Here is a 24,344-nt window from a genome sequence, read left to right on the forward strand (position 1 = left end):
CAGGATCGGGAGGGTGTCTCCCGGTGGGCGGGGGCGTGCCGTGCGCGGGCGGGGTGACGGTCATCACCCCGCCGGCCTGGAACGCGCAGCTGTAGTTCACCGTTCAATTGGGTGTGGGTGCTACGGCACCCCGCCCGAGCCGCCCCGGCCAGCGTCCCCCCGTCTGGCCGGGGCTTCCTCTTTGCCGCGCGCGACTGCCATGGCCTGCGGGCCGCGGGTCCAGGGGGGTCCGCTACGCGCCGTGCGCATCCAGCGGATTGGCGGAGATCCGCGCGGCGATGCCCTGGCGGACCGCGGCCGCGGGGGAGCTGTCCGGCTTGCGCTCGGCCTGGTCCCGGAAGCACGCCAGGAATTCTTCGCCGAGGCCGAGCCGTGGATAGCGCGCCAGCACCTCGGTACGGAGGTCCGCCGGCAGCGCGTCGGGCCGCCGCCCGGAGATGTCCAACGAGGTGGAGAACACCAGCAGATGGGCCTCCGGATCCATGGCCACGTCCACCTCGTCCCACATGTGCCGGACGATCACCTCGGACGCCCGCACCCGCCGCTCCACCGGCCACCCGGCGCCCGCCGCGAACACCCACGCCACATGGCCGCCCGCCTCCTCGAAGGGCACGGTGTGACTGTCGAACTCCTTCACCAGGCCGATGTCGTGGAGCATGGCCGACACATAGAGGAGCTCCGGATCGAAGGCGATGTCATGGGCCGAGGCGTAGGCGGCCGCCCAGAGATACGCCCGTACGGAGTGGTTCAGCAGCGCGGGTGAGCAGTAGGCGCTCGCCACCTCCAGCGCGGCACGACAGGCGCGGGAATCCGGAATCACAAGATCATCCATTGTCATGGCCAGGATTGTCGCGCATTGCTCCTGGCCCGTCGCGGAGGATTGACGCTCACGGCGGCTGCCGAAATGCGCGAGCGCGGACCCCGGCGCACGCTGGAGGCATGACCGAGCATCCGCCTGTCATCGTGCATCCGCCGACGCCGTCCGGTGGCCGACGGGTGACCGTGCGTGGGCAGATCGTCGGCCTGGCCCATGGCCGCGGCGATGTTGCCGAGTTCCTCCGCCGCGCGGGCGTCACCGGCCCGGCCGGGAGTATCGCGCTGGACGATCCCCGCCTCGTCGAATGGCGCGGAGGTTCCCTGGACGACTGGCCGATGCCCCCGGCCTGACATCCGCGCTGATCAGCCGTTCGCTGTGGCCGTACCCGTCTCTCGGTGCCGCGGGCCCCAGGGATACGCTGACCTCCGGCGATCGGCAGGCCGTCGGTCGGTGAGCCGGCGGCAGGGAGCGGAGCAGGGCGTGAGCGACGACAGCGGGAACAGCGACAGCAGCGACGACGGCGGGCTCATGACGCGCAGTGGCGGGTCGGGCGGCTCGTCGGACCTGAGTGTCCTGCGGAGGGCGATGCGCTGGGAGACTCTCGTGATCCTCCTGATTCTCGTGATCCTTACGGTAGTGGCTTCGTAGGACGGGTTCGATGCCGGGGAATCCCTGAACTCGCCTCGGCCTCTCGGGAGTTCAGGTGCTCACCTGCTGACCGGGCACGGTGGTCCCGGAATCCTCCCTGGCAGGGCTCGTGGGGCTGAACTCTCGTACGGCTGAAGGATGTTGTCCGCCGGGCCGGCGGTGCGCCGCGGTCCTGCGGGGCGGCACGGCCGCAAGGGGGCGGGCGCGCGCATCCCCACGCGCGTACGCGTGGCCCCGCGGGCCCGACCCGGATCCCCGAACGTGCCGTCCGATTTCCGCCAGCGCCGCCGCCTGACCTGCTGCACAGTGGACCCTGTGATGAACGAGGACAGCAGGTACGAGGCGGTGCGCAGCAGGGACGCCCGATTCGACGGCGCCTTCTTCTTCGCGGTGTCCACGACCGGGATCTACTGCCGGCCGAGCTGTCCCGCCACCACACCCCGCCGCCGCAATGTCGCCTTCTTCCCGACCGCCGCGGCCGCCCAGGGCTCCGGATTCCGCGCCTGCCGGCGCTGCCGCCCCGATGCGGTGCCCGGCTCGGCGGAATGGAACGCCCGCGCCGACGTCGTCGGGCGGGCGATGCGGCTGATCAGCGAGGGTGTGGTCGACCGGGAAGGAGTCGCCGGACTGGCGGCCCGGCTCGGCTACAGCGCCCGGCAGGTCCAGCGGCAGCTGAACGCCGAGCTGGGCGCCGGGCCCGTGGCCCTGGCGCGGGCCCAGCGCGCCCACACCGCCCGGGTCCTGCTGCAGACCACCGGACTCCAGGCGGCCGAGATCGCCTTCGCGGCGGGCTTCGCCAGCGTGCGGCAGTTCAACGACACCATCAAGGAGATCTACGCGCTCACCCCGAGCGAGCTGCGTGCCGCCCGCCCCGGCAAGGGGACCCGCTTCGGCCCGGTGGCGCCGCCCACGACGCCCGGGGTGCTGCCGCTGCGGCTGGCCTTCCGCGGGCCGTATGCGGCGCGGCAGCTCTTCGACCACCTCCAGCGGCGCGCGATCACCGGCATCGAGGAGGTCAGCGGCGAGCCCGGGGCCCGTACCTACCGGCGGACCCTGCGGCTGCCGCACGGCGCCGGGATCGCCGAGGTCGACGAGGCGGCCGGCGACGGCTGGCTGGACTGCCGGCTGCACCTGTCCGAGCTGCGGGATCTCACCACGGCGAGCCAGCGGGTGCGCCGCCTCTTCGATCTGGACGCCGATCCGTACGCGGTCGCCGAGTGGCTGCGCGCGGATGCCGTACTGGCGCGGCTGGTGGACCGGCACCCCGGGCTGCGCTCGCCGGGCGCTCCCGCCCCGGACGAGCTCGCCCTCCGTGCCGTCCTCGGCCAGCAGGTCTCGGTCGCGGCCGGCCGCAGACTGGGCGGTGCCCTGGTCGCCGCGTACGGAGACCCGCTGCCCGAACCGGCCGGCGCGCTCACCCACCTCTTCCCCCGCGTCGACGACCTCGCGCAGGCCACCCTCACCGAACTCGGGATGCCGGAGTCCCGGCGCGCGACCCTGCGAACCCTGAGCACCGCCCTGGCCGACGGCACGGTCGTCCTGGACGCCGGAGCCGACCGGGACGAGGCCGAACGCGCGCTTCTCGGGCTGCGCGGCATCGGCCCCTGGACCGCCGGATACATCCGGATGCGCGCCCTCGGGGACCCTGATGTCCTGCTGAGCGGCGATGTGGCCGTACTGGCCGGCATACGCCGGGCCGGTGCACTCACGGCCGGACTGCGGGAGCGGGCCGACGCCTGGCGCCCCTGGCGCTCGTACGCGATGCACCACTTCTGGAACGCGCCGGTCACGGAGCCGGCGAGCCCCCGCCCCACCACCACGGAAAGCACCGGACCATGACGCTCTACACCACCCTCGACAGCCCGTTGGGCGAACTCCTGCTGGTGGGCGAGGAATCGGCCACCGCACCCGGCGGCACCGCGCTCGCTTCGCTGTCCGTACCCGGGCAGAAGGGCGGGGCGACCGTCCAGGACGGCTGGACCTACGCCCCCGCCGCCTTCGACGGCATCGCCGACCAGCTCCGCGCCTACTTCGACGGGGAGCTGACCCGCTTCGCCCTTGCCTACGCCCCCACCCGGGGCACCGACTTCCAGCGGCGCGTGTGGCAGGCACTGGAGGCCATCCCGTACGGCACCACCACCACGTACGGGAAGATCGCCGCCGACATCGGTGCGGCGCGCGGTGCGGTCCGCGCCATCGGAACGGCGATCGGCGCGAACCCGCTGCTGGTCGTCCGGCCCTGCCACCGGGTGATCGCCGCTAACGGTTCCCTGTCGGGCTACGCGGGCGGGCCCGAACGCAAGCAGCAACTCCTCGGCATCGAGGGCGCTTGGCAGCAACTCCGCTGAGCTGCCACCCCACCGCCCGTGACCGCCGAGCGCCGCACCGACCCAAGCCGGCCACCCTGGAGGAGTGGCTGACCATGTGCCACGAAGCCGGGCAGACCAAGTCCGCGCAGATTCTGCTGCGTTACGGGGCGGGGGACTGGAACGCGCTGCACCGCGACATCTTCGGGGAGATGCTCTTCCCCCTCCAGGTCGTCATCGGCCTGGACGAGCAGGGCACCGACTACACCGGCGGCGAGTTCCTGCTCGTCGAGCAGCGGCCGCGCGCCCAGTCCCGCGGCACCACCACCGTCCTGCCCCAGGGCCACGGACTGATCTTCACGACCCGCGACCGCCCTGTACGCTCCGCCCGGGGCTGGTCGGCCGGCCCCGTACGCCACGGTGTGAGCACCGTCCGCTCCGGCCGGCGGCACTCCCTGGGCCTGGTCTTCCACGACGCCTGAAGCGGCGGTCGCGGGTCGCGGCATGCGGACCCAGGGGGCCGGCGGCCTCACAGCATGGAGCCGCCGGTGACATCGATGCGCTGGCCGGTGATCCAGCGGGACTCGTCGGACGCGAGGAAGGCGGCGACGTCGGCGATGTCCTGGGGCTTGCCGATCCGGTTGAACACCGAGAGGGAGGCCAGCGCGGCGTGCGCCTCCGGAGTCGCCCGCATCGCCGCGTTCATATCGGTCTCGGTGAAGCCGGGCGCGATGGTGTTCACCGTGATGCCCCGCGCTCCGAGATCCTTCGCCAAGGTGAGGGTGAAGGCGTCCACCGCGCCCTTGGAGACGCCGTAGGCGATGGTCGAGGGGAACGCCGTACTCGTCACCGCCGACGAGACGTTGATGATGCGTCCGCCGTCCCGCATCCGGCGCAGCCCGTGCTGGGCGATGAAGAACACGGCCTTGGTGTTGACCGCGAGGGTGCGGTCGAAGTCCTCGGGCGTCACCTCGTCGATGTGCCCCGGGATGCTGATCGCCGCGTTGTTGACAAGGATGTCGAGACCGGGCTCGGCGCCGTACGCCGACAGCCCCTCGTCGAACGCCGCGTAGAGCGCCTCGGCATCACCGGGAACGCCCAGTTCCGCACCGATTATGAAGGCCCGGCCACCCGCGTCGAGGATGCTCTCGGCCGTTTCCTTGGCCGCGGTGTCATTACTGCGGTAGTGGACGGCGACCAGGGCCCCGTCGGCGGCGAGGCGCTGCGCGATGCCCCGGCCGATACCCCGGCTGGATCCCGTCACCAGCGCGGTCTTTCCCTTGAGTTCACCCATGGTGGTCTGGCCTTTCACGTGCCTAATGGTGGGCATGCCGCCCCCGAGGACTGTCGAGTGGTGTGGTGGTGACGCGGTCGCACCGGGCCGGCTGCTCCGCGTAGTGCGTCGGCCGACGGTGAACGGTCCGCCGTGAGAACGGGTCGTCAGTCCCGTGGATCCAGCGCCGTCAGGGTGGAGACGAAGACCGGACTGCCGTCCTGCGAGCCGGTCACCTGCACCGTGGTGGTGCAGGGCAGCGCCGACGGGACACGGTGGGCTTTGATCACACAGGGAGTGCCGTGCTCGGCGTACCGGTGGAAAACGGTCCTGAAGGCGTACGGGACGAAGGCGCCTGGCGAGGTGAGGGTGCGGGCGGCCTGCTGGGCGGCGTCGAGCAGCACCATGCCGGGGACATGGTCGTTCGCCGGGTTCACCACCGCGGGGTGGCCGGGCGGGATGCGCAGCAGCCAGCGGTCGGGCCGGCCGGTGGGGGAGAGCAGGACGTCGTGTTCCTTGGCGCTGCCGGTCGGCCGGGGCGGAACGGGGGCGGGGAGGGGGCCGGGGGTGTGCCGCGCACTCAGTCGATCGCCGCGGAGCCGGCGGTAGACGGCGGGTGAGGTGACCGTGACGTCGGAGTGGCCGGTCGCGACGATCTGGCCCGCCTTACGGAAGGTCATGTCGAAGCGGCCACTGGTCAGCGTGCCCGCCCGCATACGCGTCCGACTACAGATGACGTCGATGGTCAGCGGAGTGGGCCCGCTTCCCACCGCGAGATGCTCGGGGTGGGTGGTGTACACGAGGTCGCCGAGGATGAAGTGGTGGCCGAGCGGGACACCGAGTTCGGCGTGGCAGAGCAGCAACCCGGCCTGACGGATGGTCTCACCCGTGAGGATGAGATGGTGTCGCCCGCGATTGGGGGCGAAGTAACCGTGATCGTGCGGCCACTGGGCGGTCAGCGAGAAACGCGTGTCACCGACCCGGCGCCATGAGGTGACCAGCATGTCGTCGGCGAGAGGGCGGTGTACGAACTCCTGGGGGACCGGGACGCCGTGGGGGTCCCGCGGTCCGGTCGCCCGGTCCCCGACGGGGGCCGGCAGGTGGTGTGGAGACCTGGGCTGAACAGTGCTGACCTGCATCGTGTCGCTCATGACTGCCCCCAGGCGTCGCTACGGGTGGAACTACATCGCTGATAAGATACGTACCATCCGGTTTTATTTTCAATGCCGGGCCGTCGAAAAGGGGAAAGTGGCTGATCGAGCGACGACTTGAGCTGTAGCTAACTGTTGCGGAACGTAGAGACATCGAGAGACAGGAGGCGTCCTGTGGCACAACAGGACCGCGCGATTCGGACCCGGCGAGTGATCTTGGAGGCGGCTGCGTCGGTTTTCGACGAGCAGGGTTACGACCGCGCGACGATCGCCGAAGTCCTCGAGCGCGCCGGCGTGACGAAGGGCGCCTTGTACTTCCACTTCGCCTCCAAGGAGCAGTTGGCGCTCGCGGTGATCGAGGAGCAGGTGGTCGATATCGCCGTGCAGCCGCAGACGATCAAGCTTCAGGAATTCGTCGACTCGGGCCAGGTGCTGGCCTTCCGGCTGCGCAGCGACCCGATCCAGCGGGGAGCGGCGCGACTGGCGGTGGAGCAGGGCTCCAATCACCTCGACCGCAAGCAGTCGATGCTGTCGTGGACCCGGTTCGTCGAGGGCTTGCTGAACGACGCCCGGAGCCGCGGCGAAATTCTGGAGAGCGTCGTCGTGAGGGAGACCGCCGAGTTGTTCGTCGGCGCCTTCGCGGGGCTCCAGATGATGTCGCAGGCCATGACCAACCGGGCCGACCTCAGCCGCCGGCTCACCGTCTTCTTCGAGCACACCCTCCCGAGCATCGCCGTGCCGGCCATCCTCGCCAAACTCAACCTGGACTCCGAGCGGGGTGCCCAACTCAATGCCGCCCTCCAGGCGAAGGCGGTGGTGAAGGCCGCGGCCGACGCGGATGCCGGAGTGGCCGCGGGCTGATCCCGCCCCGTCCGATGTCCGGTTGCGGTCGCGAAAGGCGGCGGATGCTTTGGTGCATCACGACTGCTGAAAACATACCGCGTGTGCGGTGTTGAATATCGAAGTGTGTGCAAGGTGTGGGTGAGTTGTGCAGGTCAGGGGCGTCGCGGAAGAGCCGCGGCGCCCCTCGGCGTTGAGGTGGCGGCAGGGGGTGCGAGAGCCGCGAACGGTGGCCGGCGCAGGCGCGGCGCCTGGGCTCGGGTGAATGTCAGTGGTGTGCTGTTCACTGGACTCGGCGGGCTCGGAGAGGCCGCGTCCGGCGCGAACGGGGAGGTCCGGTGCACGGGGTGAGGGAGAGCGAAGGCCGGGGCGGCATGACGCAGGTCACCGATTCCGGGGGCTCATGCCCCAGGCTGCGTTCGACTCCCCCTCTGCTCACCCCTGCTCCGTCACCCGCTGACGACACCCACCCACCTCTGCCGCCCTGGAGGCCGCACGCATGACCCGGACGACGACGGACCAACTCCCCGCAAGGGCCGCGGAGACCGCGGCCACGACCCCGGGGTCCGACCCGGCCGTGGGCGGGCGGCGGAGATCCCCCGGCGGCATCGTCCCGGTCCTCGCCTTCGCCGGCATCGTCGTCGCGGTGATGCAGACGCTGCTGGTGCCGGTCATCAAAGACCTGCCGGTGCTGCTCAACACGACGGCCGGCAACGCCACATGGGTGATGACCGCCACCCTCCTCGCCGGTGCCGTCTCGACCCCCATCATGGGGCGCCTCGGCGATCTGTACGGCAAGCGGCGGATGCTGCTGACCAGCCTCGCGATCATGGTCGTCGGCTCGCTGGTCTGCGGCTTCACCAGTGATCTGGTCACCATGATCGTGGGCCGGGCGCTCCAGGGCTTCGCCATGGGCGCCATTCCCCTCGGTATCGGCATCATGCGCGACGAGCTGCCGCGTGAGCGGCTCGGCTCGGCCATGGGCCTGATGAGCTCATCGATCGGCGTCGGCGGCGGGCTCGCCCTGCCGGTGGCTGCGCTGGTCGCCCAACACGCCGACTGGCACACCCTGTTCTTCGGTGCGGCCGGGCTCGGCGTGCTGTCGATGCTGCTCACCCTCCTCGTCGTCCCGGAGACCGCGGTACGGGCCCAGGGGCGCTTCGACGTGGCGGGCGCCCTCGGGCTGTCGGCCGGTCTGGTGGCTCTGCTGCTGCCCGTCACCAAGGGCAGCGACTGGGGCTGGGGTTCGCCGACCACCCTCATACTCTTCGGCGTTGCGGCCGTCATCCTGGTGCTGTGGGGCGTGATGGAGCTGCGTCTCGCCGATCCGCTGGTCGATCTGCGGACCACCGCGCGCCGTGAGGTGCTGCTGACCAACCTCGCCTCGATAACGGTCGGTGTGGCGTTCTACGCCATCTCCCTGGTACTGCCGCAACTGCTGCAACTGCCCACGTCGACCGGTTACGGACTGGGTCAGTCGATGGTGGTGGCCGGGCTGTGCATGGCGCCACTGGGCCTGACGATGATGCTCGTCGCCCCGCTGTACGCCCGGATCGCCGCCCGGCGCGGCCCCAAGGTCTCGCTGCTGCTCGGCATGCTCGTCATCGCGATCGGCTACGGCGCGGGCATCGGCCTGATGGACGCCCCCTGGCAGACCGTCATCATCGCGGTGGTCGTCGGGGCCGGCATCGGCCTGGCGTACTCCTCGCTGCCCGCCCTGATCATCGGGGCCGTCGACGCCTCGGAGACCGGTGCGGCCAACGGCCTGAACACCCTGATGCGCTCCATCGGCACCTCGGTGTCCAGCGCGGTGATCGGCATGGTCCTGGCCCATATGTCCCAGAAGGCGGGACCGGTCACGGTACCCACGCTGGCCGGCTTCCGGGTCTCCTTCCTCATCGCCACGGCCGCCGTCCTGGCCGGCGTCGCCCTGGCCTGCTTCCTGCCGTCACAGCGCACGGCGTCCCGCCGGACCCTGGTCGCCCAGAGCACCGACGACGCGGCGGAGGCGGTGGACGCGGTGGATGCCGATGGAGCGCAGGGTGCGGCGCGGCCGGTCACCAGCCGCAGGCGCACGCCGTGGACATGTCCGGCGGGGCGCCGGAACGGCAGGACGCCCGGCTGAAGCCGACTGTCGCCGTCCGCGGCACGGTACGGGGCCCGCACGGCCGGCCGGTTGCCGACGTCGCCGTGACCCTCGTCGAGGACGGCACGGTCGCCGGGCACACCGTCACCGGACCGGACGGCGCCTTCGCCTTCTCCGGCCTGCGCGGCCCGCACTACACCCTCACAGCGGCCGGTTACCCGCCCCACGCCGCCCCGATATCCCTCGCCGCCGGCGCCCACGAAACCCAGGATCTGGACCTGGCCCAGCCACCGACAGCCACCGGCTGACGGACTCAGGCAAGCGGACGCACACCCGCGGACGCACACCGCAGACGCATGCAGACGCCCTGCCGATCACCACTCAACCCGGCAGGGCGGCGGCCTCTCAGCCGCAGCCCCAAGTCGGCTTCTCCACAGGTGACTTGAGGCACAGCTGTCCGCCCTCGGTCCCATCGTGCCGCGTGGTGCTTCAGGTCTCCGGTGCGGCCGGAGGGAGAAAGCCGTCGAACTTCGGTGTGCCGGGTTCCGGGGCGAGCCTGGTCGAAGCAGTGGAGGGAGGCTGGTGCTTCTGAAAACGAAGTACCAGCGTTACCAGTGGCCGACTCAGCCCTGGTACTCCGTGAGATCGATGCTGTGCACCGTCAGCGCATGGCCGTACTTCGGATGTGTCGCCTCCCGTTCGAAGGCCATGCCGAGCTTGCGTATGACGCTCAGGGAGGACTCGTGGCCGAGCCGGTTGACGGCGATGACGCGGTCCAGGCCGCGGTCCTGGAGGGCGAACTCCAGCACGGCCTGGGCGGCTTCGGAGGCGTAGCCCTGGCCCCAGTACTGCCGGCCCAGGCGCCAGCTGATCGCCACCTCGTGCCGGACCTCCGGGAGGAACTGGGGGACGGACAGCCCGGCGCATCCGGCCAGTTCGCCCGAGGCAAGGAGTTCGACGGCGAAGATGCCGAAGCCTTCGTCGTCCCACTCCTCCTCCCATCGCTCGATCTCCTCGGCCGTTTCGTCCAGGCCGAGGGTGGAGCCGTCGCCGATCCAGCGCATGACGAGCGGGTCCGTGTGGATGTCCGCCATGGGGGCGAGGTCGTCGTCGGTCCAGCGGCGGAGGATGAGGCGGGGCGTGCGGATCTCGGTCATGCCGCCCATCCTGTCGAATACGAGGGCGCGGCGGTAATCGGCGGGTGTCCGGTCGCGGGCCGTCCGGTGCAGGTCAGCGGCCCAGCAGCTGCGCCGGCGTCGCGTCGAGTTCGGTCTGTGGACGTGGCTCGCCGCCGCTCCGTCGCTGTCCGTCACGGCCTGGACGAGCGCGGCACGGCGAGGGCCGGCGGCGCGACGGCGCCCGACGGCGTCACCCTCCGTGACCCGCACTCCGCCGCTGCCACGGCGCACACCCCCCGCTCGCCGGTCCCCAGCACGCCTACGACAGCACCTCTCCGCCCGCAACCCGAGCAGTCCGGGTGGGTGAACCGGAGCGGTGCCGCCGGGGCCGGTGGGTCCGCAGGGGGCCGTGGGCCCGGTGATCTCGGTCGACGGAACGGCCGAACCCGGCGGTTCCGTATCCGCAATCCGGGAATTTTCTGCGAGTCTGAGCGGCACGCCCCACATCCCGGCTGGTCACACCGGTTGCCGGGGCTTTCGGCGTGTCGGTGACCCAAGCTCGTTAGTGGTGTGTTAGTGCCTCGTTAGCGGACCGGCAGTGCCCAGGGCCACGCTGGAACGAGCAACGGACGGACCGCACCCCACTACGAGAGCTCGCACCTACCAGACGAGGGGGACACTTATGTCGCTCACCATCAAGTCGCTCGGCCGGGGTCGTCGTGTCGCCGCCGGATCGCTGATCGCTGTCGCGGCGCTTGCGCTCACCGCCTGCGAGGGCGACCCCGACGCCGCATCCCGCCCCTCGTCGGCCGCCGCACCCGCCTCGTCCCACGACAAGGAAAGCGGCGGCTCCTCGTCGTCCCAGGGCAGCGCACCGTCGTCCGGTGCGAAGGAGCAGTCCTCCGCGGGCGGTCAGCGGCCGTCGGCGAAGCCGGCCATTCCCGGCGGGAAGCCGACGGGCAAGGCCCCCAGTGCCGCGGAGGCCCACACCTCCGCCGAGGCGACCTCGGACCGCTGCACCGCCGCCAATATGTCGCTGCGCCTGGGCGCCGCCGACGCCGGCGCGGGCAACATCCGCTACCCCCTCGTCTTCACGAACAAGGGCACCAAGCCCTGCTCGCTGCGTGGTTTCCCGGGCGTCTCGCTGATCAACCGTGACGGTTCGCCGGTCGGCAAGCCCGCCACCCGCGAGGGCGGCGCCGGCGGGGTCGTCCGGCTCCAGCCGGGCCAGAGCGCACACGCCCTGCTGCACACCCTCAACGAGGGCGTCTCGGACACCCCGTGCTGGAGCAAGTCGCAGATCGTCTTCGTCTACCCTCCCGGCTCCAAGGAGTCGATGACCACCGGCAGCCGCGGACTGCGGGTGTGCGGCGGACGGTTCGGCGTGACCGCGGTGGAGGCCGGCGCCCTGGGCTGACGGCCCAGTCCGCGGACCCGGCGGCCAGGACGGCCGCGGACGACTCCGCCACGACAGCACGCCCCCGGCGCACCGTGCGCCGGGGGCGTGCCGTGTGCGAGGTGTGGGGGGCGAACCGGCACAGCGCATGGCGTGACAGCGGCCGGCGATGACCGGCTGTGGTGCCGTGGCCTTCGGTTCGGACGCTCGGGTGGTGTGTCACCGCAACGGCCCCTGGTGACCGCCCCATGTCCGGGGATCGGTGTTACCAAGGTGGATGGAAGCCTTGAATGAGCGCTTTCGTTGCATATCTGCCTAGGAGACATGCCCATGTCCGCAGCTTCGAGCGTGGCCGAAAAGGCCGCTGCGAACGGAAAGCCGTCCGCCGAGGACGAGTCCCCGATCCACATTCTCTGGATCAACGCCGGCCTGAGCTGCGATGGCGACTCCGTGTCGCTCACCGCCGCGACGCAGCCGAGCATTGAGGAGATCGCGCTCAGTGTGCTGCCCGGGCTGCCCAAGATCGCCGTCCACTGGCCACTGATCGATTTCGAATGCGGTCCGGTCGGTGGCGCGGACACCTTCATCGAGTGGTTCTTCAAGGGCGAACGCGGTGAGATCGACCCGTTCGTGCTGGTCGTCGAGGGGTCCATCCCCAACGAGTCCATCAAGCCGGAAGGGTACTGGTGCGGCTTCGGTGATGACCCGGAGACCGGCCAGCCGATCACCACCAGTGAGTGGATCGACCGGCTCGCCCCCAAGGCGCTCGCCGTAGTGGCGATCGGTACCTGCGCCACGTACGGCGGTATCCATGCGATGGCGGGCAACCCGACCGGAGCCATGGGCGTGCCCGACTACCTGGGCTGGGACTGGACCTCCAAGGCCGGGATCCCGATCGTCTGCGTGCCGGGCTGCCCGATCCAGCCGGACAACTTCTCGGAGACGCTGACCTATCTGCTCTACCAGGCGACGGGCGCGGCTCCGATGATCCCGCTGGACGAACAGCTGCGGCCCACCTGGCTCTTCGGAGAGACCGTGCACGAGGGCTGTGACCGGGCCGGCTACTACGAGCAGGGCCAGTTCGCCACCACCTACGACTCGCCCAAGTGTCTGGTGAAGCTCGGATGCTGGGGTCCCGTGGTCAAATGCAACGTGCCCAAGCGGGGCTGGATGGACGGCATCGGCGGCTGCCCGAACGTCGGCGGTATCTGTATCGCCTGCACCATGCCCGGCTTCCCCGACAAGTTCATGCCGTTCATGGACGAGCCGCCCGGCGGCAAGATCTCCAGCAGCGCCAGCTCCGCGTACGGCAGTGTCGTCCGCCGTCTCCGGAGCATCACGGCCAGGACCGTCGACCACGAGCCCAAGTGGCGCCACCGCGGCGACCAACTGACCACCGGCTACCGGAAACCGTGGTGAGCACACCCCGCCCGTAGCCGTCCGGCAGCACCCCGGACCCTCCGTCCGACCCCACCTCCGCGCGCACGCAAAAGAAGGGCACGGCACTCACGATGGCACCGAGAACGAAGGCGGCCGACGGCAGCGGTCTGACGGAGATGTCCTGGGATCCGATCACCCGGATCGTGGGCAGCCTCGGGATTCACACCAAGATCGACTTCAAGCAGAAGCGGGTGGCGGAGTGCTACAGCACCTCGTCCGTCTTCCGTGGCTACAGCGTCTTCATGCGTGGCAAGGACCCGCGTGACGCGCACTTCATCACCAGCCGGATCTGCGGCATCTGCGGTGACAACCACGCCACCTGCTCGGTGTACACGCAGAACATGGCCTACGGGGTGAAGCCGCCGCACCTGGGGGAGTGGATCATCAACCTCGGCGAGTCCGCCGAGTACATGTTCGACCACAACATCTTCCAGGAGAACCTGGTCGGGGTCGACTACTGCGAGAAGATGGTCCGCGAGACCAACCCCGGCGTCTGGGAGCTCGCCCAGCGCACCGAGGCCCCCCACGCGGGCGACCACGGCTACCGCACCATCGCCGACATCATGAGCTCCCTCAACCCCATCGAGGGCGAGTTCTACCGCGAGGCCCTCCAGGTCAGCCGCTACACCCGGGAGATGTTCTGCCTCATGGAGGGCCGCCATGTGCACCCCTCCACGCTCTACCCGGGCGGTGTCGGCACCATCGCCAGCGTCCAGCTGTTCACCGACTACCTCAGCCGGCTGATGCGCTATGTCGAGTTCATGAAGCGGGTCGTGCCGCTCCATGACGACCTGTTCGACTTCTTCTACGAGGCGCTGCCCGGGTACGAGGAGGTCGGCCGGCGACGCGTCCTGCTCGGCTGCTGGGGTGCGCTCAACGACCCGGACCACTGCGACTTCACCTATCGCAACATGACGGACTGGGGACGGAAGATGTTCGTCACCCCGGGCATCATCGTCGACGGCAAACTGGTCACCAACGACCTCACCGAGATCAACCTGGGCATCCGGATCCTGCTGGGCAGCTCCTACTACCAGGACTGGGAAGGCCAGGAGCAGTTCGTCACCCACGACCCGCTCGGCAACCCCGTCGACCCGCGCCACCCGTGGAACCAGCACACCATCCCCGCCCCGCAGAAGCGGGACTTCAACGACAAGTACAGCTGGGTGATGTCCCCGCGCTGGTTCGACGGCAAGGAGCATCTGGCCCTGGACACCGGCGGCGGCCCGATCGCACGGCTGTGGTCCACGGCCCTGTCGGGGCTCGTCGACACCCCGTACGTCAAGTCCACCGGCCACAGCGTCACCATCGACCTGCCCCGCTCCATGACGCGGCCCGAGGCCCGCTTCGAGTGGAAGATCCCCAAGTGGAGCAACGCGCTGGAGCGCAACCGGGCCCGCACCTACTTCCAGGCGTACACCGCCGCCATGGCGCTGCACTTCGCGGAGCAGGGCCTGGAGGAGGTCCGCGCCGGGCGCACCCAGACGTGGGAGAAGTTCGAGGTTCCCGACGAGTCGATCGGCTGCGGCTTCACCGAGGCGGTGCGCGGCGTCCTCTCGCACCACATGGTCATCCGGGACGGCAAGATCGCCAACTATCACCCGTACCCGCCGACCCCGTGGAACGCCAGCACCCGGGACACCTACGGCACCCCCGGCCCGTACGAGGACGCCGTCCAGAACACCCCGATCTTCGAGGAGAACTCCCCGGAGAACTTCAAGGGCATCGACATCATGCGCACGGTGCGCAGCTTCGACCCGTGTCTGCCGTGCGGCGTCCATATGTACGTCGGCAACGGCAAGTCGGTGGAGAAGATGCATGTGCCCACCGGACTGAGCGGGCTCTCCGGATGAGCGCCCGGGCCACCACGGCAGAGGCCGCCGCACCGCAGACCGGTGCACCCGGGGCCGCCGCGCCGAACGCAGCCGCCGCGGCCCCCGCCGCGCCGAACGCCGAGGCCACCGGCCGGCGCGTCGAAGAGGTGCTGGACCGCCTCGCGCAGCGCGACGACCGCGAGGCGAGCGCCGCCGCCGAGGAACTCGTCCGCGTCCTGATGGACTTCTACGGCGCGGGACTCGCCCGGATCATGCACCTCGTGGGCAGCGCCACGGGCGACGACGGCCCCCGGCCGGCGCTGCTGCGCGACGAGCTGGTGACCAGCCTGCTGGTGCTGCACGATCTGCACCCCGAGGACCCTGCGACCCGCATCGGCCGCGCCTTGGACAGTGTCCGGCGCCAACACCCCGCCGAGGTCGCGGAGTTCGACGCGGGCAGCGGAACGCTGCGGCTGCGCGCCGCCGACTCCGGCGGCTGCGGCTGCCCGAGCACCAGCCAACAGGCCCAGCAGGCCGTCGAGGCCGCCGTCTCCTGCTTCGCGCCCGAGGTGACCTCGATGGGGTGGGAGGCGGCGGGCGAACGGGCCGAGCCGGCGCTGTTGCAGATCTCCCGTCGCCCGCCGACCGCCGCCACCGCCTCGTGAGCGGCCGGCAACCGGCGCTCCCGCGCCTCGGAACACCGCCCGCCCACCGTGGCCTGCGCCGCTTCCGGGCCCCGGTGCCGGCCGCCCCCGAGCGCTGCGAACTGTGCGCCGTGGTGCTCGCCGAGCACAACCACCGCCATCTGGTCGACACCGCACGCCGCGCGCTGGCCTGCGCCTGCACCCCGTGCGCGCTGCTCTTCGACCGGCCAGGCGCCGGCGCCGGACAATTCCGTACCGTCCCCGACCGCTACTTCGTCGACCCGGGCTATACCCTCGACGACGCGGCCTGGGACCGGCTCCAGATCCCCGTCGGTGTCGCCTTCTTCCTGCGCAGCGCCGACCCGGACCGGCTGGCCGCCCTCTACCCCAGCCCGGCCGGCGCCACCGAGAGCGAGCTCGACCCGTCGACCTGGCAGGCCGTGCTCTCCGCCAGCCGGCTGGCCGCCCTCCTCCGGCCCGATGTGGAGGCGCTGCTGCTGCGCCGCGCCGAAGGCCGGATCGACTGCTACCTGGTGCCCGTCGACATCTGCTACGAACTCGTCGGCCGGATGCGCCTGTTGTGGCAGGGCTTCGACGGCGGTGCCGAGGCACGCGCCGCGCTCGCCGACTTCTTCACCAAGGTCGCCCGCCGGGCCCGCGAGCCGAGGGAGGACGACCGGCCGTGACCGAGCTGTCCTTCGTCTGCACCGGCGTCCGCGCCGACCGCTACGCGGCCGCCCCCACCCTCCTCTTCCGGCTGCGGATCACCGCCGCCGAAGCGGCCCGGGTGCACGCCCTCGCGCTGCGCTGCCAGCTCCGTATCGAACCGGCCCGCCGCGGCTACCGGTCCGACGAGGCCGAGGCACTGTCCGACCTCTTCGGCGAGCGGTCCCGCTGGGGCACCACCCTGCACCCGCTTCAGTTCGCCCAGGTCTCCCTCGTCGTCCCCGGATTCACCGGTGAGACCGAGGTGGACCTCCCCGTCCCCTGCACCTACGACCTGGACGTCGCGGTCGGCCGCTACTTCCATGCGCTGCGCGAGGGGGAGGTCCCGCTGCTGCTGTTGTTCTCCGGCACGGTGTTCGCCGGCGCGGGCGGCTTCCAGGTGCACCCGGTGCCCTGGAACAAGGAAGCGTCCGTACGGATGCCGGTGGCCGTCTGGCAGGAGATGACCGAGGCGCACTTCCCCGGCTGCGGCTGGCTGCGGCTGCCCCGCGAGACACTCGACGCGCTGCTCGCCTACCGCTCCCGGCACGCCCTGCCCTCCTGGCAGGCGACCGTCGAGTCGCTGCTGGCCGCCGCCGACGGCACCCCACCGCCCGCACCGCGCGCCCGGCTCTTCCCGGGCACCGCCGTCCGCCCCGTCAGCGAGAGGACCGCGCCGTGACGACCAGCGTGCTGCCCCAGGAGATGGCGGACCGCTTCGCCGCCGCCCGCCAGGTGGCCGACGCCGTGCTGTTCGAGGGCTATGTGCTCTACCCGTACCGCGCGTCCGCCGCCAAGAACCAACTCCGCTGGCAGTTCGGGGTGCTCGTCCCGCCGCACTGGGGCGCCGGCAGCGCGGAGCACTCCTTCCAGCGCACCGAATGCCTCATGGAGCCCCGCTCCGGTGCCCGGCTCTCGGCCGAGCTGCGGTTTCTGCGCGCCCAGCGGCGCACGGTCCAACGCCGTTCCCCGGAGGGCGGGTTCGAGACCGTGACGGAACTCGAACTGCCCGACCGGGTGCTGGTCCCCTGGGACGAGGGCGTCGAGGAGCGCGTCACGCTCGCGGCCGATGTCTCCAGGCTCACCGGCGAGGGCGTCACCGTCCCGTTCACCCGGCCCGCGCGGAACGAGACCGAGCCGGTCCATGACGCCGACGGACAGCTCGTCGGCCGGCTGGCGCGGCACAGCGCCCGGATCGACGGCCGGGTCCGGCTGACCGCGAGCGCACTCGACGGCCCGTACGCGGCGTTCCGGCTGACCGCGACCGTCGAGAACACCAGCGGCTGGCAACCGGACGACGACGCCGACCGTGCCGCGGCACTGCCCCGCTCGCTGGTCGGGGCCCATCTCCTCCTCGGCCTGAGCGCGGGCGCGTTCGTCTCCATGACCGACCCGCCGGAGTGGGCCAAGGCGGCCGTCGCGGCCTGCCACAACGAGCACGCCTGGCCGGTGCTGGCCGGCGAGTCCGGCCGCGCCGATGTGGTGCTCTCCGCGCCGATCATCCTGGAGGACCACCCGGCCATCGCCCCGGAAAGCCCCGGCGCGCTCTACGACGCCCTGGAGATCGACGAGATCCTGACCCTGCGCACCGCGGCCCTCACCGACGAGGAGAAGCGCGAGGCCCGCGGCACCGACCCCCGCGCCGCCGAGGTCATCGAGCTCGCCGACACCATGCCGCCCGAGGTGCTGGAGCGGCTGCACGGCGCCGTACGGGCCCTCCGCGATGTCACCGGACCCGGCCCGGCCGCCCCGGACACCCTCGCCCCGGACGTGCCGGGCGTCCGCCCGGACACCCCCTGGTGTGACCCGGAGAGCGACCGCAGCGTCGATCCCGTCCGCGACCGGATCACCCTCGACGGGCGGTCGGTCGGCGCCGGCAGCCGGGTGCTGCTGCGCCCCGGCCTGCGGCGCACCGACGCCCAGGACCTCTTCCTCCAGGGCCGTACCGCGCAGGTCGAGGCGGTTCTGCACGACGTCGACGGCGGGGTGCACCTCGCGGTGACCGTGGAGGGCGACCCGGGCGTCGACATCCGGCGCGAGCAGGGCCGGTTCCTGTACTTCCAACCCGACGAAGTCGCTCCCCTGGAGGACGCGTGAGTGCCGAGGCATCCGTCGCCAGGCGGCCCGCGAAGACGCTGATCGCCGGCGTCGGCAACATCTTCCTCGGCGACGACGGCTTCGGCGTCGAGGCCGTCCGCCGGCTCGGTGAGCAGCAACTCCCCGACGGGGTCGAGGTCGTCGACGCCGGCGTACGGGGCATACACCTCGCCTACCAGATGCTGGACGGCTACCACACCGTGCTCCTCGTCGACGCCTCCGCGCGCGGCGGCGACCCCGGCACCGTCTACCTTCTCGACGCCACCGCGCCCGCCGCCCGCCCGCCGGACACCGCGATGGACGGCCACCACATGACCCCCGACGCCGTGCTCGCGCTCCTGGACACCCTCAGCGCGGGCACGGGTGGCCGACGCCCGGAGCGCGTCCTGGTCGTCGGCTGCGAACCCGCCGATGTCGCCGAAGGCATCGGGCTCAGCGAACCCGTCGACGCCGCCGTCGACGAGGCCGTACAGCTCATCCTGCGGCTGATCGGCGCGGAGGAACCGACCCCGTCCGCCGCCGGACCGCACACCAGTGAGAGGAACACGACACCATGCTGAAGTTCGCCCTGAGCGGGGCGGTCGCCGCCGCGCTCGCCCTCGTCGTGAAGTCCATGCTGCCCGACCTCAAACGCTATCTGCGCATCCGGTCCATGTGACGGGGCGGGGCGGCGCTGCACCGAACGGTGTACGCCACCGCGCCGCCCCGGCGAGGCACCCCGGCCGCCCTCCGGCCGCGCCGTCTAATGAAGCCGAGCGGCACCCGGTCGTCCCCGCACCAGAGAGGGACCGATGCACGAGATGTCCATCGCGCTTGCGGTCGTGGACCAGGTCGAAAGCGCGGCCCGGCCCGCCGGGGCCACCGCCGTCCACCGCGTCCGGCTGCGGGTCGGCGAACTGGCCGGGGTGGTCCCCGACGCGCTGGCCTTCTCCTTCGAACTCGCCTGCGCCGGAACGGTGCTGGAGGGGGCGGAGCTGGTGACGGAACCCGTCGCGGCCCGCGCCCGCTGCGGCCCCTGTGCGGACACCTGGCCGGTGGGCATGCCGCCGCAGCTCAGCTGTCCGGGCTGCGGCGGAGCCACGGCCGAGCTGCTGTCCGGCCGGGAACTCCAGATCGTCAGCGTGTGCTGGAACGACGCACCGGTACACGCACCGACCCACGAGGAGCGCTGAACCATGTGCCGTGTCGTCGACCTGCAACAGGCGGTCCTCGCCAAGAACGACGCCTGTGCCCACACCCTGCGCGAGGACCTCGCTGCGCGTGGCACCGCGCTGGTCAATCTGCTCTCCAGCCCCGGCAGCGGCAAGACCGCGCTCCTGGAGAGTGAGCTCACCCTGGCCCGCAGCCGGGGTATTCCCGTCGCGGCGCTCACCGCCGACCTCGCCACCGAGAACGACGCCGTCCGGCTGGCCCGCTCCGGAGTGCCCGTCAAACAGGTGCTCACCGACGGGCTGTGCCACCTGGAGGCCGAGATGCTCGGCGGGCACCTGCACGGCTGGCTCCCCGCGGACACCCGGCTGCTGTTCATCGAGAACGTCGGCAACCTGGTCTGCCCCGCCTCCTACGACCTCGGGGAGACGCTGCGCGTCGTGCTGGCGTCGGTGACCGAGGGCGAGGACAAGCCGCTGAAGTACCCCACCGCCTTCGGTCTCGCGCATCTGGTGGTGGTCACCAAGACCGATATCGCCGAGGCGGTGGCGTTCGACGAGAAGGAGTTCCGCGCCAACGTCGAACAGATCAACCCCGGTGTGGAGGTCGTCCTCACCTCCGCGCGCGGCGGGGAGGGCGACGGGCTGCTGCTGGACCGGGCGCTGGCGGCGCGGGACGGCGTGCCGGTGCACATCCCGGTCATGACCCGTAAGTCCCACCACGTGCATGACGCCGAGGACGACCAGCCGTGCGACGAGGGGCACACCCACCCGGCAGACCACTCCCACCCGGCAGACCACGGGCACGGCGAGCACACCCACGCGGGGGAGCACCACCACGCCGGGGAGCACCACCACCCGCACCGGGCACCGGGCGGCCCTGCGCACAGCACCGACCCCGACACCGTGGCGTCGAGCCGCTCATGACCATCCGGCAGGCCGAGGGGAGCACCGCGACGGCCCCTCCCACCGCCGCCGTACGCCGCCGGATCACCGTGCGCGGCGTCGTCCAGGGCGTCGGCTTCCGCCCGTTCGTGCACACCCTCGCCACCGAAATGGGCCTGACGGGCCATGTGACCAACACCGGTGAGGGCGTGGTCGCCGAGGTCGAGGGCGCTCCCGCGGCGCTGGCCCGCTTCGGTGAACGCCTCAGCGGCGAGGCCCCGCCGCTGGCCGTCGTGGAGACCGTCGACGGCCAGGAGATCGCCGTGGCCGGCGACACCGGCTTCCGGATCCTCCCCTCCCGCGCCCACGGCCCCTCCCGCACCCTGGTCGCCCCGGACGCCGCCACCTGCGCGGCCTGTCTCGCCGAGCTGACCGACCCCGCCGACCGCCGCCACCGGCACCCCTTCCTCAGCTGCACCCACTGCGGGCCGCGCTTCACCATCGTCACCGCGATCCCCTACGACCGGGCGCTGACGACCATGGACCGCTTCCCGATGTGCCCCCGGTGCGCGCGGGAGTACGCGGACCCGGGCGACCGGCGGTTCCACGCCCAGCCGATCGCCTGCCATGACTGCGGCCCCCGGCTGCGGCTGCTGACCGCGGACCCCGCCGACCGCACCCGCCCACCGCGCCCGGCCCCCGGCGCCGACCCGGTCGCCGACACCCGGCGGCTGCTCGCCGAGGGCGCGATCGTGGCCGTCAAGGGGCTCGGCGGCTACCACCTCGTCTGCGACGCCTCCGACGACACCGCCGTCGCGCTGCTGCGCCACCGCAAGGCCCGCGGCGACAAACCCTTCGCCCTGATGGCCCGTCACGTGGACGAGGTGACCCACCTGGTGCGCGTGGGAGCGGAGGAGAGCGCGCTGCTCACCGGGCCGGTGCGTCCGATCGTCCTGCTGCGCCGCACCCCGCACCCGGCCCCGGCCCCCGGCGCACCCACGCTGTCCGACGCCGTCGCCCCCGGCAGCCCCGACCTGGGCGTCATGCTGCCGTACACCCCGCTGCACCACCTGCTCCTCGGACTGCCCGGCGACCCTCCGGGGCCCCGGCTGCTCGTCATGACCAGCGGAAATGTCGCGGGCGAACCGATCGTCACCGACGACGACGAGGCCGTACGGCGCCTCGCGCATCTCGCGGACGCCTGGCTCACCCACGACCGGCCGATCCGGATTCCCTGCGACGACTCCGTGGTCCGGATCAGCGACGGGGAGCCGCTGTTCGTCCGCCGCTCCCGCGGCTATGCCCCGTTCCCGGTCCCGCTCCCGGTGCCGGTCCGGCCCGCGCTCGCGACCGGCGGCGACCTCAAGAACGTGTTCTGCCTCGCCGAAGGGCACCGCGCCTGGCTGTCCGCCCACATCGGCGACATGGACGATGTGGCGACCCAGTTCGCCTTCGAGCGGGCCGAGGCACATCTGGAAACGGTCACCGGGGTACGCCCCCAACTCCTCGCCGCCGACCGGCATCCCGGCTACCGCTCCGGCCGGTGGGCGCAGGGCCACACCGACGGCCGGCCGCTGGTCCGCGTCCAGCACCACCACGCCCATATCGCCGCGGCCATGGCCGAACACGGGCTCCGCGACGGCCATCCCGTCATCGGGGTCGCCTTCGACGGCACCGGCTACGGCGACGACCACACGATCTGGGGCGGCGAGATCCTGCTCGCCGACTACGACGGCTACCGCCGCTTCGGACAGCTCGCCTACGTGCCGCTGCCCGGCGGCGACACCACCGTACGGCGCCCCTACCGGATGGCCCTCGCCCACCTGCGCGCCGCCGGTATCGACTGGGCCGCGGACCTGCCCCCGGTGGCGGTCTGCCCGCCGGACGAGCGGCGGCTGCTGGCCCGGCAGCTCGAACGGCTCCTCAACTGCGTGCCCACCTCCAGCATGGGCCGGCTCTTCGACGCGGTCTCCTCGCTGGCCGGGGTCTGCCACCACGCCGGGTACGAGGCCCAGGCCGCCGTCGCCCTCGAAGCCGCCGCCCTGACCGCGGGCGAGGACCCCGGTCCCGGCTACACGTTCGCGCTGCGCGCCGGGCAGACCGGCCCGGCGGCCGCCGACCTCGTCGCCGACCCGGCGCCGGTGTTCACCGCCGTCGTCGAGGACCTCCGCGCGGGCACCGCCGTCCCGCTGATCGCGGCCCGCTTCCACACCGCGGTCGCCGACCTCGTCCGGCGCTGCTGCGCGTCGGCCCGGGAGCGGGCCGGCCTGACGACCGTGGCCCTGACCGGCGGGGTCTTCGCCAACACCCTGCTGGCCGAGACCACCGCCCGACTCCTGCGGGAGGACGGCTTCACCGTCCTGCGCCACCGCCGCGTCCCGCCCAACGACGGGGGACTGGCGCTCGGTCAGATCGTCGTGGCGGCGCGCACGGCAGGAGCCGCCGTGCGCTGAGCGGCACCGCGGCGCGGCGGACGCAACGTACCCACGACGAGGAGAGGCCCCATGTGCCTGGCGGTACCCGGCAAGGTATTGGACATCGAGGAACGGGACGGCACCCGCATGGCGACCGTCGACTTCGGCGGCGTGGTCAAGGAGGTGTGCCTGGAGTACGTCCCCGACCTGAAGGTCGGTGAGTACGCCATCGTTCATGTCGGCTTCGCACTCCAGCGGCTGGACGAGGAATCCGCCCGGCACACCCTCGCCCTGTTCGAGGAACTGGGCCTGCTCCAGGAGGAGTTCGGCGATTCCTGGGAGGCGGCCGCCGCCCCCGAGGGATGGGACGGGGCGGGCGGTACACCCCCGGCCGTCCACCACGACGGAGCGCGGGAGGCGAGCCGGTGAAGTACCTCGAAGAATTCCAGAACCCCGAGCTGGCCCGGCGGCTGCTTGACGAGATCCGGGCCACGGTGACCCGGCCCTGGGCCCTGATGGAGGTCTGCGGCGGGCAGACCCACACCATCATCCGGCACGGTATCGACCAACTCCTGCCTGATCAGGTGGAGTTGATCCACGGGCCGGGCTGTCCGGTCTGTGTGACGCCGCTGGAGGTCATCGACAAGGCCCTGGAGATCGCTGCCCAACCCAACGTGATCTTCTGTTCCTTCGGGGATATGCTCCGCGTCCCCGGCACCGACCGCGATCTGTTCCAGGTCCGCAGCCAGGGCGGCGACGTCCGGGTGGTCTACAGCCCGCTCGACGCCCTGAAGATCGCCCAGCAGAACCCGCACCGCGAGGTGGTGTTCTTCGGCATCGGCTTCGAAACCACCGCACCGCCCAACGCCATGACGGTCCATCAGGCACGCAAGCTCGGCATCCCCAACTTCAGCATGCTGGTCTCCCACGTCCGGGTGCCGCCCGCCATCGAGGCGATCATGACCTCGCCCAGCTGCCGGGTCCAGGCGTTCCTTGCCGCGGGCCATGTGTGCAGTGTGATGGGCATGGGGGAGTACCCCGAACTGGCCGACCGCTTCCAGGTCCCCATCGTGGTCACCGGCTTCGAACCGCTGGACATCCTGGAGGGCATCCGCCGCACCGTCCGTCAGCTGGAGCGCGGCGAACACACCGTGGACAACGCCTACCCGCGCGCCGTCCGCAGCGAGGGCAACCCGGCCGCGCAGGCCATGCTCGCCGATGTCTTCGAGGTCACCGACCGCGCCTGGCGCGGCATCGGCACCATCCCCGCCAGCGGCTGGCGGCTGTCGGAGCGCTACCGCGACTACGACGCCGAGTACCGCTTCTCCGTCGACGGCATCACCACCCGCGAACCCGCCGCCTGCCGCAGCGGGGAAGTCCTCCAGGGGCTCCTCAAACCGCACGAGTGCGAAGCCTTCGGCACCACCTGCACCCCGCGCTCCCCGCTCGGCGCCACCATGGTCTCCAGCGAGGGCGCCTGTGCCGCCTACTACCTCTACCGCCGACTCGGCGTCACGCCCACCCCGCAGGAGGCGAGCCCCGTTGCCTGACACCAAGCACCC

The 24,344-nt window shown here is 71.7% G+C and carries 25 protein-coding genes and 1 pseudogene; 22 read left to right on the top strand and 4 right to left on the bottom strand.

The features are described 5' to 3' along the window. Positions 1-232: 232 nt before the first annotated feature. On the bottom strand, positions 233-838 hold the full coding sequence (locus AC3EUV_RS31820) for an HD domain-containing protein (RefSeq protein WP_435604446.1): 606 nt from the start codon (positions 836-838) through the stop codon (positions 233-235). Positions 839-939: 101 nt separating this feature from the next. On the opposite strand from AC3EUV_RS31820, the gene AC3EUV_RS31825 reads away from it, so the two are divergent. The 5 genes and pseudogenes from AC3EUV_RS31825 to AC3EUV_RS31845 form a co-directional block, all read left to right on the top strand. Continuing rightward, positions 940-1,167: a hypothetical protein gene (locus AC3EUV_RS31825; RefSeq protein ID WP_042158238.1), complete on the top strand. Its 228-nt coding sequence runs from the start codon at positions 940-942 to the stop codon at positions 1,165-1,167. A gap of 130 nt (positions 1,168-1,297) precedes the next feature. Then, positions 1,298-1,465, top strand: a complete 168-nt coding sequence (locus AC3EUV_RS31830; protein WP_432145834.1) for a hypothetical protein — start codon at positions 1,298-1,300, stop codon at positions 1,463-1,465. 318 nt (positions 1,466-1,783) lie between these two features. Beyond that, on the top strand, positions 1,784-3,304 hold the full coding sequence (locus AC3EUV_RS31835; RefSeq protein WP_432145833.1) for an AlkA N-terminal domain-containing protein: 1,521 nt from the start codon (positions 1,784-1,786) through the stop codon (positions 3,302-3,304). After that, positions 3,301-3,813: a methylated-DNA--[protein]-cysteine S-methyltransferase gene (locus tag AC3EUV_RS31840; RefSeq protein ID WP_435604447.1), complete on the top strand. Its 513-nt coding sequence runs from the start codon at positions 3,301-3,303 to the stop codon at positions 3,811-3,813. Before AC3EUV_RS31835 ends, AC3EUV_RS31840 begins: the two co-directional genes overlap by 4 nt. A gap of 8 nt (positions 3,814-3,821) precedes the next feature. Then, positions 3,822-4,253, top strand: a pseudogene (locus AC3EUV_RS31845) (2OG-Fe(II) oxygenase); the annotation flags it as partial. 47 nt (positions 4,254-4,300) lie between these two features. On the opposite strand, the gene AC3EUV_RS31850 reads toward AC3EUV_RS31845, so the two are convergent. Together AC3EUV_RS31850 and AC3EUV_RS31855 are read right to left on the bottom strand one after the other, a co-directional pair. After that, entirely contained in the window at positions 4,301-5,065 is a 765-nt protein-coding gene (locus AC3EUV_RS31850) for an SDR family oxidoreductase (RefSeq protein ID WP_432145838.1), read from the bottom strand. A 146-nt stretch (positions 5,066-5,211) separates the two neighbouring features. Further along, on the bottom strand, positions 5,212-6,195 hold the full coding sequence (locus tag AC3EUV_RS31855) for a ScbA/BarX family gamma-butyrolactone biosynthesis protein (protein ID WP_432145831.1): 984 nt from the start codon (positions 6,193-6,195) through the stop codon (positions 5,212-5,214). A gap of 174 nt (positions 6,196-6,369) precedes the next feature. Here AC3EUV_RS31855 and AC3EUV_RS31860 point away from each other — a divergent pair, with 174 nt between their 5' ends. The 3 genes from AC3EUV_RS31860 (at position 6,370) to AC3EUV_RS31870 (ending at position 9,429) form a co-directional block, all read left to right on the top strand. Beyond that, complete coding sequence (locus AC3EUV_RS31860; RefSeq protein ID WP_432145830.1) at positions 6,370-7,056, top strand: ScbR family autoregulator-binding transcription factor; 687 nt, start codon at positions 6,370-6,372, stop codon at positions 7,054-7,056. Between the two features lie 478 nt (positions 7,057-7,534). After that, positions 7,535-9,160 carry an MFS transporter gene (locus tag AC3EUV_RS31865; protein ID WP_432145829.1) on the top strand — a complete coding sequence of 542 codons (1,626 nt, stop codon included), beginning with the start codon at positions 7,535-7,537 and terminating at the stop codon, positions 9,158-9,160. Then, on the top strand, positions 9,121-9,429 hold the full coding sequence (locus AC3EUV_RS31870; RefSeq protein WP_432145828.1) for a carboxypeptidase-like regulatory domain-containing protein: 309 nt from the start codon (positions 9,121-9,123) through the stop codon (positions 9,427-9,429). Before AC3EUV_RS31865 ends, AC3EUV_RS31870 begins: the two co-directional genes overlap by 40 nt. 315 nt (positions 9,430-9,744) lie before the next feature. Here the strand turns inward: AC3EUV_RS31870 and AC3EUV_RS31875 are convergent, their stop codons facing one another. Further along, positions 9,745-10,278 carry a GNAT family N-acetyltransferase gene (locus tag AC3EUV_RS31875; protein WP_432145827.1) on the bottom strand — a complete coding sequence of 178 codons (534 nt, stop codon included), beginning with the start codon at positions 10,276-10,278 and terminating at the stop codon, positions 9,745-9,747. A gap of 643 nt (positions 10,279-10,921) precedes the next feature. Here AC3EUV_RS31875 and AC3EUV_RS31880 point away from each other — a divergent pair. From AC3EUV_RS31880 to hypD, 14 genes are all read left to right on the top strand, one after another. Next, on the top strand, positions 10,922-11,656 hold the full coding sequence (locus AC3EUV_RS31880; RefSeq protein WP_435604448.1) for a DUF4232 domain-containing protein: 735 nt from the start codon (positions 10,922-10,924) through the stop codon (positions 11,654-11,656). A 309-nt stretch (positions 11,657-11,965) separates the two neighbouring features. After that, complete coding sequence (locus AC3EUV_RS31885) at positions 11,966-13,054, top strand: NADH-quinone oxidoreductase subunit B family protein (protein WP_432145825.1); 1,089 nt, start codon at positions 11,966-11,968, stop codon at positions 13,052-13,054. Positions 13,055-13,146: 92 nt separating this feature from the next. Beyond that, a complete protein-coding gene (locus AC3EUV_RS31890) occupies positions 13,147-14,928 on the top strand; it encodes a nickel-dependent hydrogenase large subunit (protein WP_432145824.1) in 1,782 nt (593 codons plus the stop codon). Further along, positions 14,925-15,554, top strand: coding sequence for a hypothetical protein (locus AC3EUV_RS31895; protein WP_432145823.1), 630 nt, complete (start codon positions 14,925-14,927; stop codon positions 15,552-15,554). The genes AC3EUV_RS31890 and AC3EUV_RS31895 overlap by 4 nt, the downstream gene beginning before the upstream one ends. Beyond that, positions 15,551-16,219: a DUF5947 family protein gene (locus tag AC3EUV_RS31900; protein ID WP_435604449.1), complete on the top strand. Its 669-nt coding sequence runs from the start codon at positions 15,551-15,553 to the stop codon at positions 16,217-16,219. The genes AC3EUV_RS31895 and AC3EUV_RS31900 overlap by 4 nt, the downstream gene beginning before the upstream one ends. Next, on the top strand, positions 16,216-16,920 hold the full coding sequence (locus AC3EUV_RS31905) for a DUF6084 family protein (RefSeq protein WP_432145821.1): 705 nt from the start codon (positions 16,216-16,218) through the stop codon (positions 16,918-16,920). Before AC3EUV_RS31900 ends, AC3EUV_RS31905 begins: the two co-directional genes overlap by 4 nt. Then, the gene (locus AC3EUV_RS31910) at positions 16,917-18,335 is read left to right on the top strand and encodes a hypothetical protein (RefSeq protein WP_435604450.1); all 1,419 of its coding nucleotides are present in this window, start codon (positions 16,917-16,919) and stop codon (positions 18,333-18,335) included. Before AC3EUV_RS31905 ends, AC3EUV_RS31910 begins: the two co-directional genes overlap by 4 nt. Continuing rightward, complete coding sequence (locus AC3EUV_RS31915) at positions 18,332-18,895, top strand: hydrogenase maturation protease (protein WP_432145819.1); 564 nt, start codon at positions 18,332-18,334, stop codon at positions 18,893-18,895. The genes AC3EUV_RS31910 and AC3EUV_RS31915 overlap by 4 nt, the downstream gene beginning before the upstream one ends. Then, on the top strand, positions 18,889-18,993 hold the full coding sequence (locus tag AC3EUV_RS31920) for a DUF6893 family small protein (protein ID WP_435604451.1): 105 nt from the start codon (positions 18,889-18,891) through the stop codon (positions 18,991-18,993). Before AC3EUV_RS31915 ends, AC3EUV_RS31920 begins: the two co-directional genes overlap by 7 nt. A gap of 133 nt (positions 18,994-19,126) precedes the next feature. Next, positions 19,127-19,507 carry a hydrogenase maturation nickel metallochaperone HypA/HybF gene (locus AC3EUV_RS31925; protein ID WP_432145817.1) on the top strand — a complete coding sequence of 127 codons (381 nt, stop codon included), beginning with the start codon at positions 19,127-19,129 and terminating at the stop codon, positions 19,505-19,507. Between the two features lie 3 nt (positions 19,508-19,510). Beyond that, positions 19,511-20,410, top strand: a complete 900-nt coding sequence (gene hypB, locus AC3EUV_RS31930; protein WP_432145816.1) for a hydrogenase nickel incorporation protein HypB — start codon at positions 19,511-19,513, stop codon at positions 20,408-20,410. Next, on the top strand, positions 20,407-22,821 hold the full coding sequence (gene hypF / locus AC3EUV_RS31935) for a carbamoyltransferase HypF (RefSeq protein ID WP_435604452.1): 2,415 nt from the start codon (positions 20,407-20,409) through the stop codon (positions 22,819-22,821). The genes hypB and hypF overlap by 4 nt, the downstream gene beginning before the upstream one ends. 51 nt (positions 22,822-22,872) lie before the next feature. Next, the gene (locus tag AC3EUV_RS31940) at positions 22,873-23,211 is read left to right on the top strand and encodes a HypC/HybG/HupF family hydrogenase formation chaperone (protein ID WP_435604453.1); all 339 of its coding nucleotides are present in this window, start codon (positions 22,873-22,875) and stop codon (positions 23,209-23,211) included. Continuing rightward, positions 23,208-24,332: a hydrogenase formation protein HypD gene (hypD, locus tag AC3EUV_RS31945; RefSeq protein ID WP_432145813.1), complete on the top strand. Its 1,125-nt coding sequence runs from the start codon at positions 23,208-23,210 to the stop codon at positions 24,330-24,332. Before AC3EUV_RS31940 ends, hypD begins: the two co-directional genes overlap by 4 nt. Positions 24,333-24,344: the final 12 nt, after the last annotated feature.

It is taken from the genome of Streptomyces sp. bgisy130 (genome assembly GCF_057708345.1).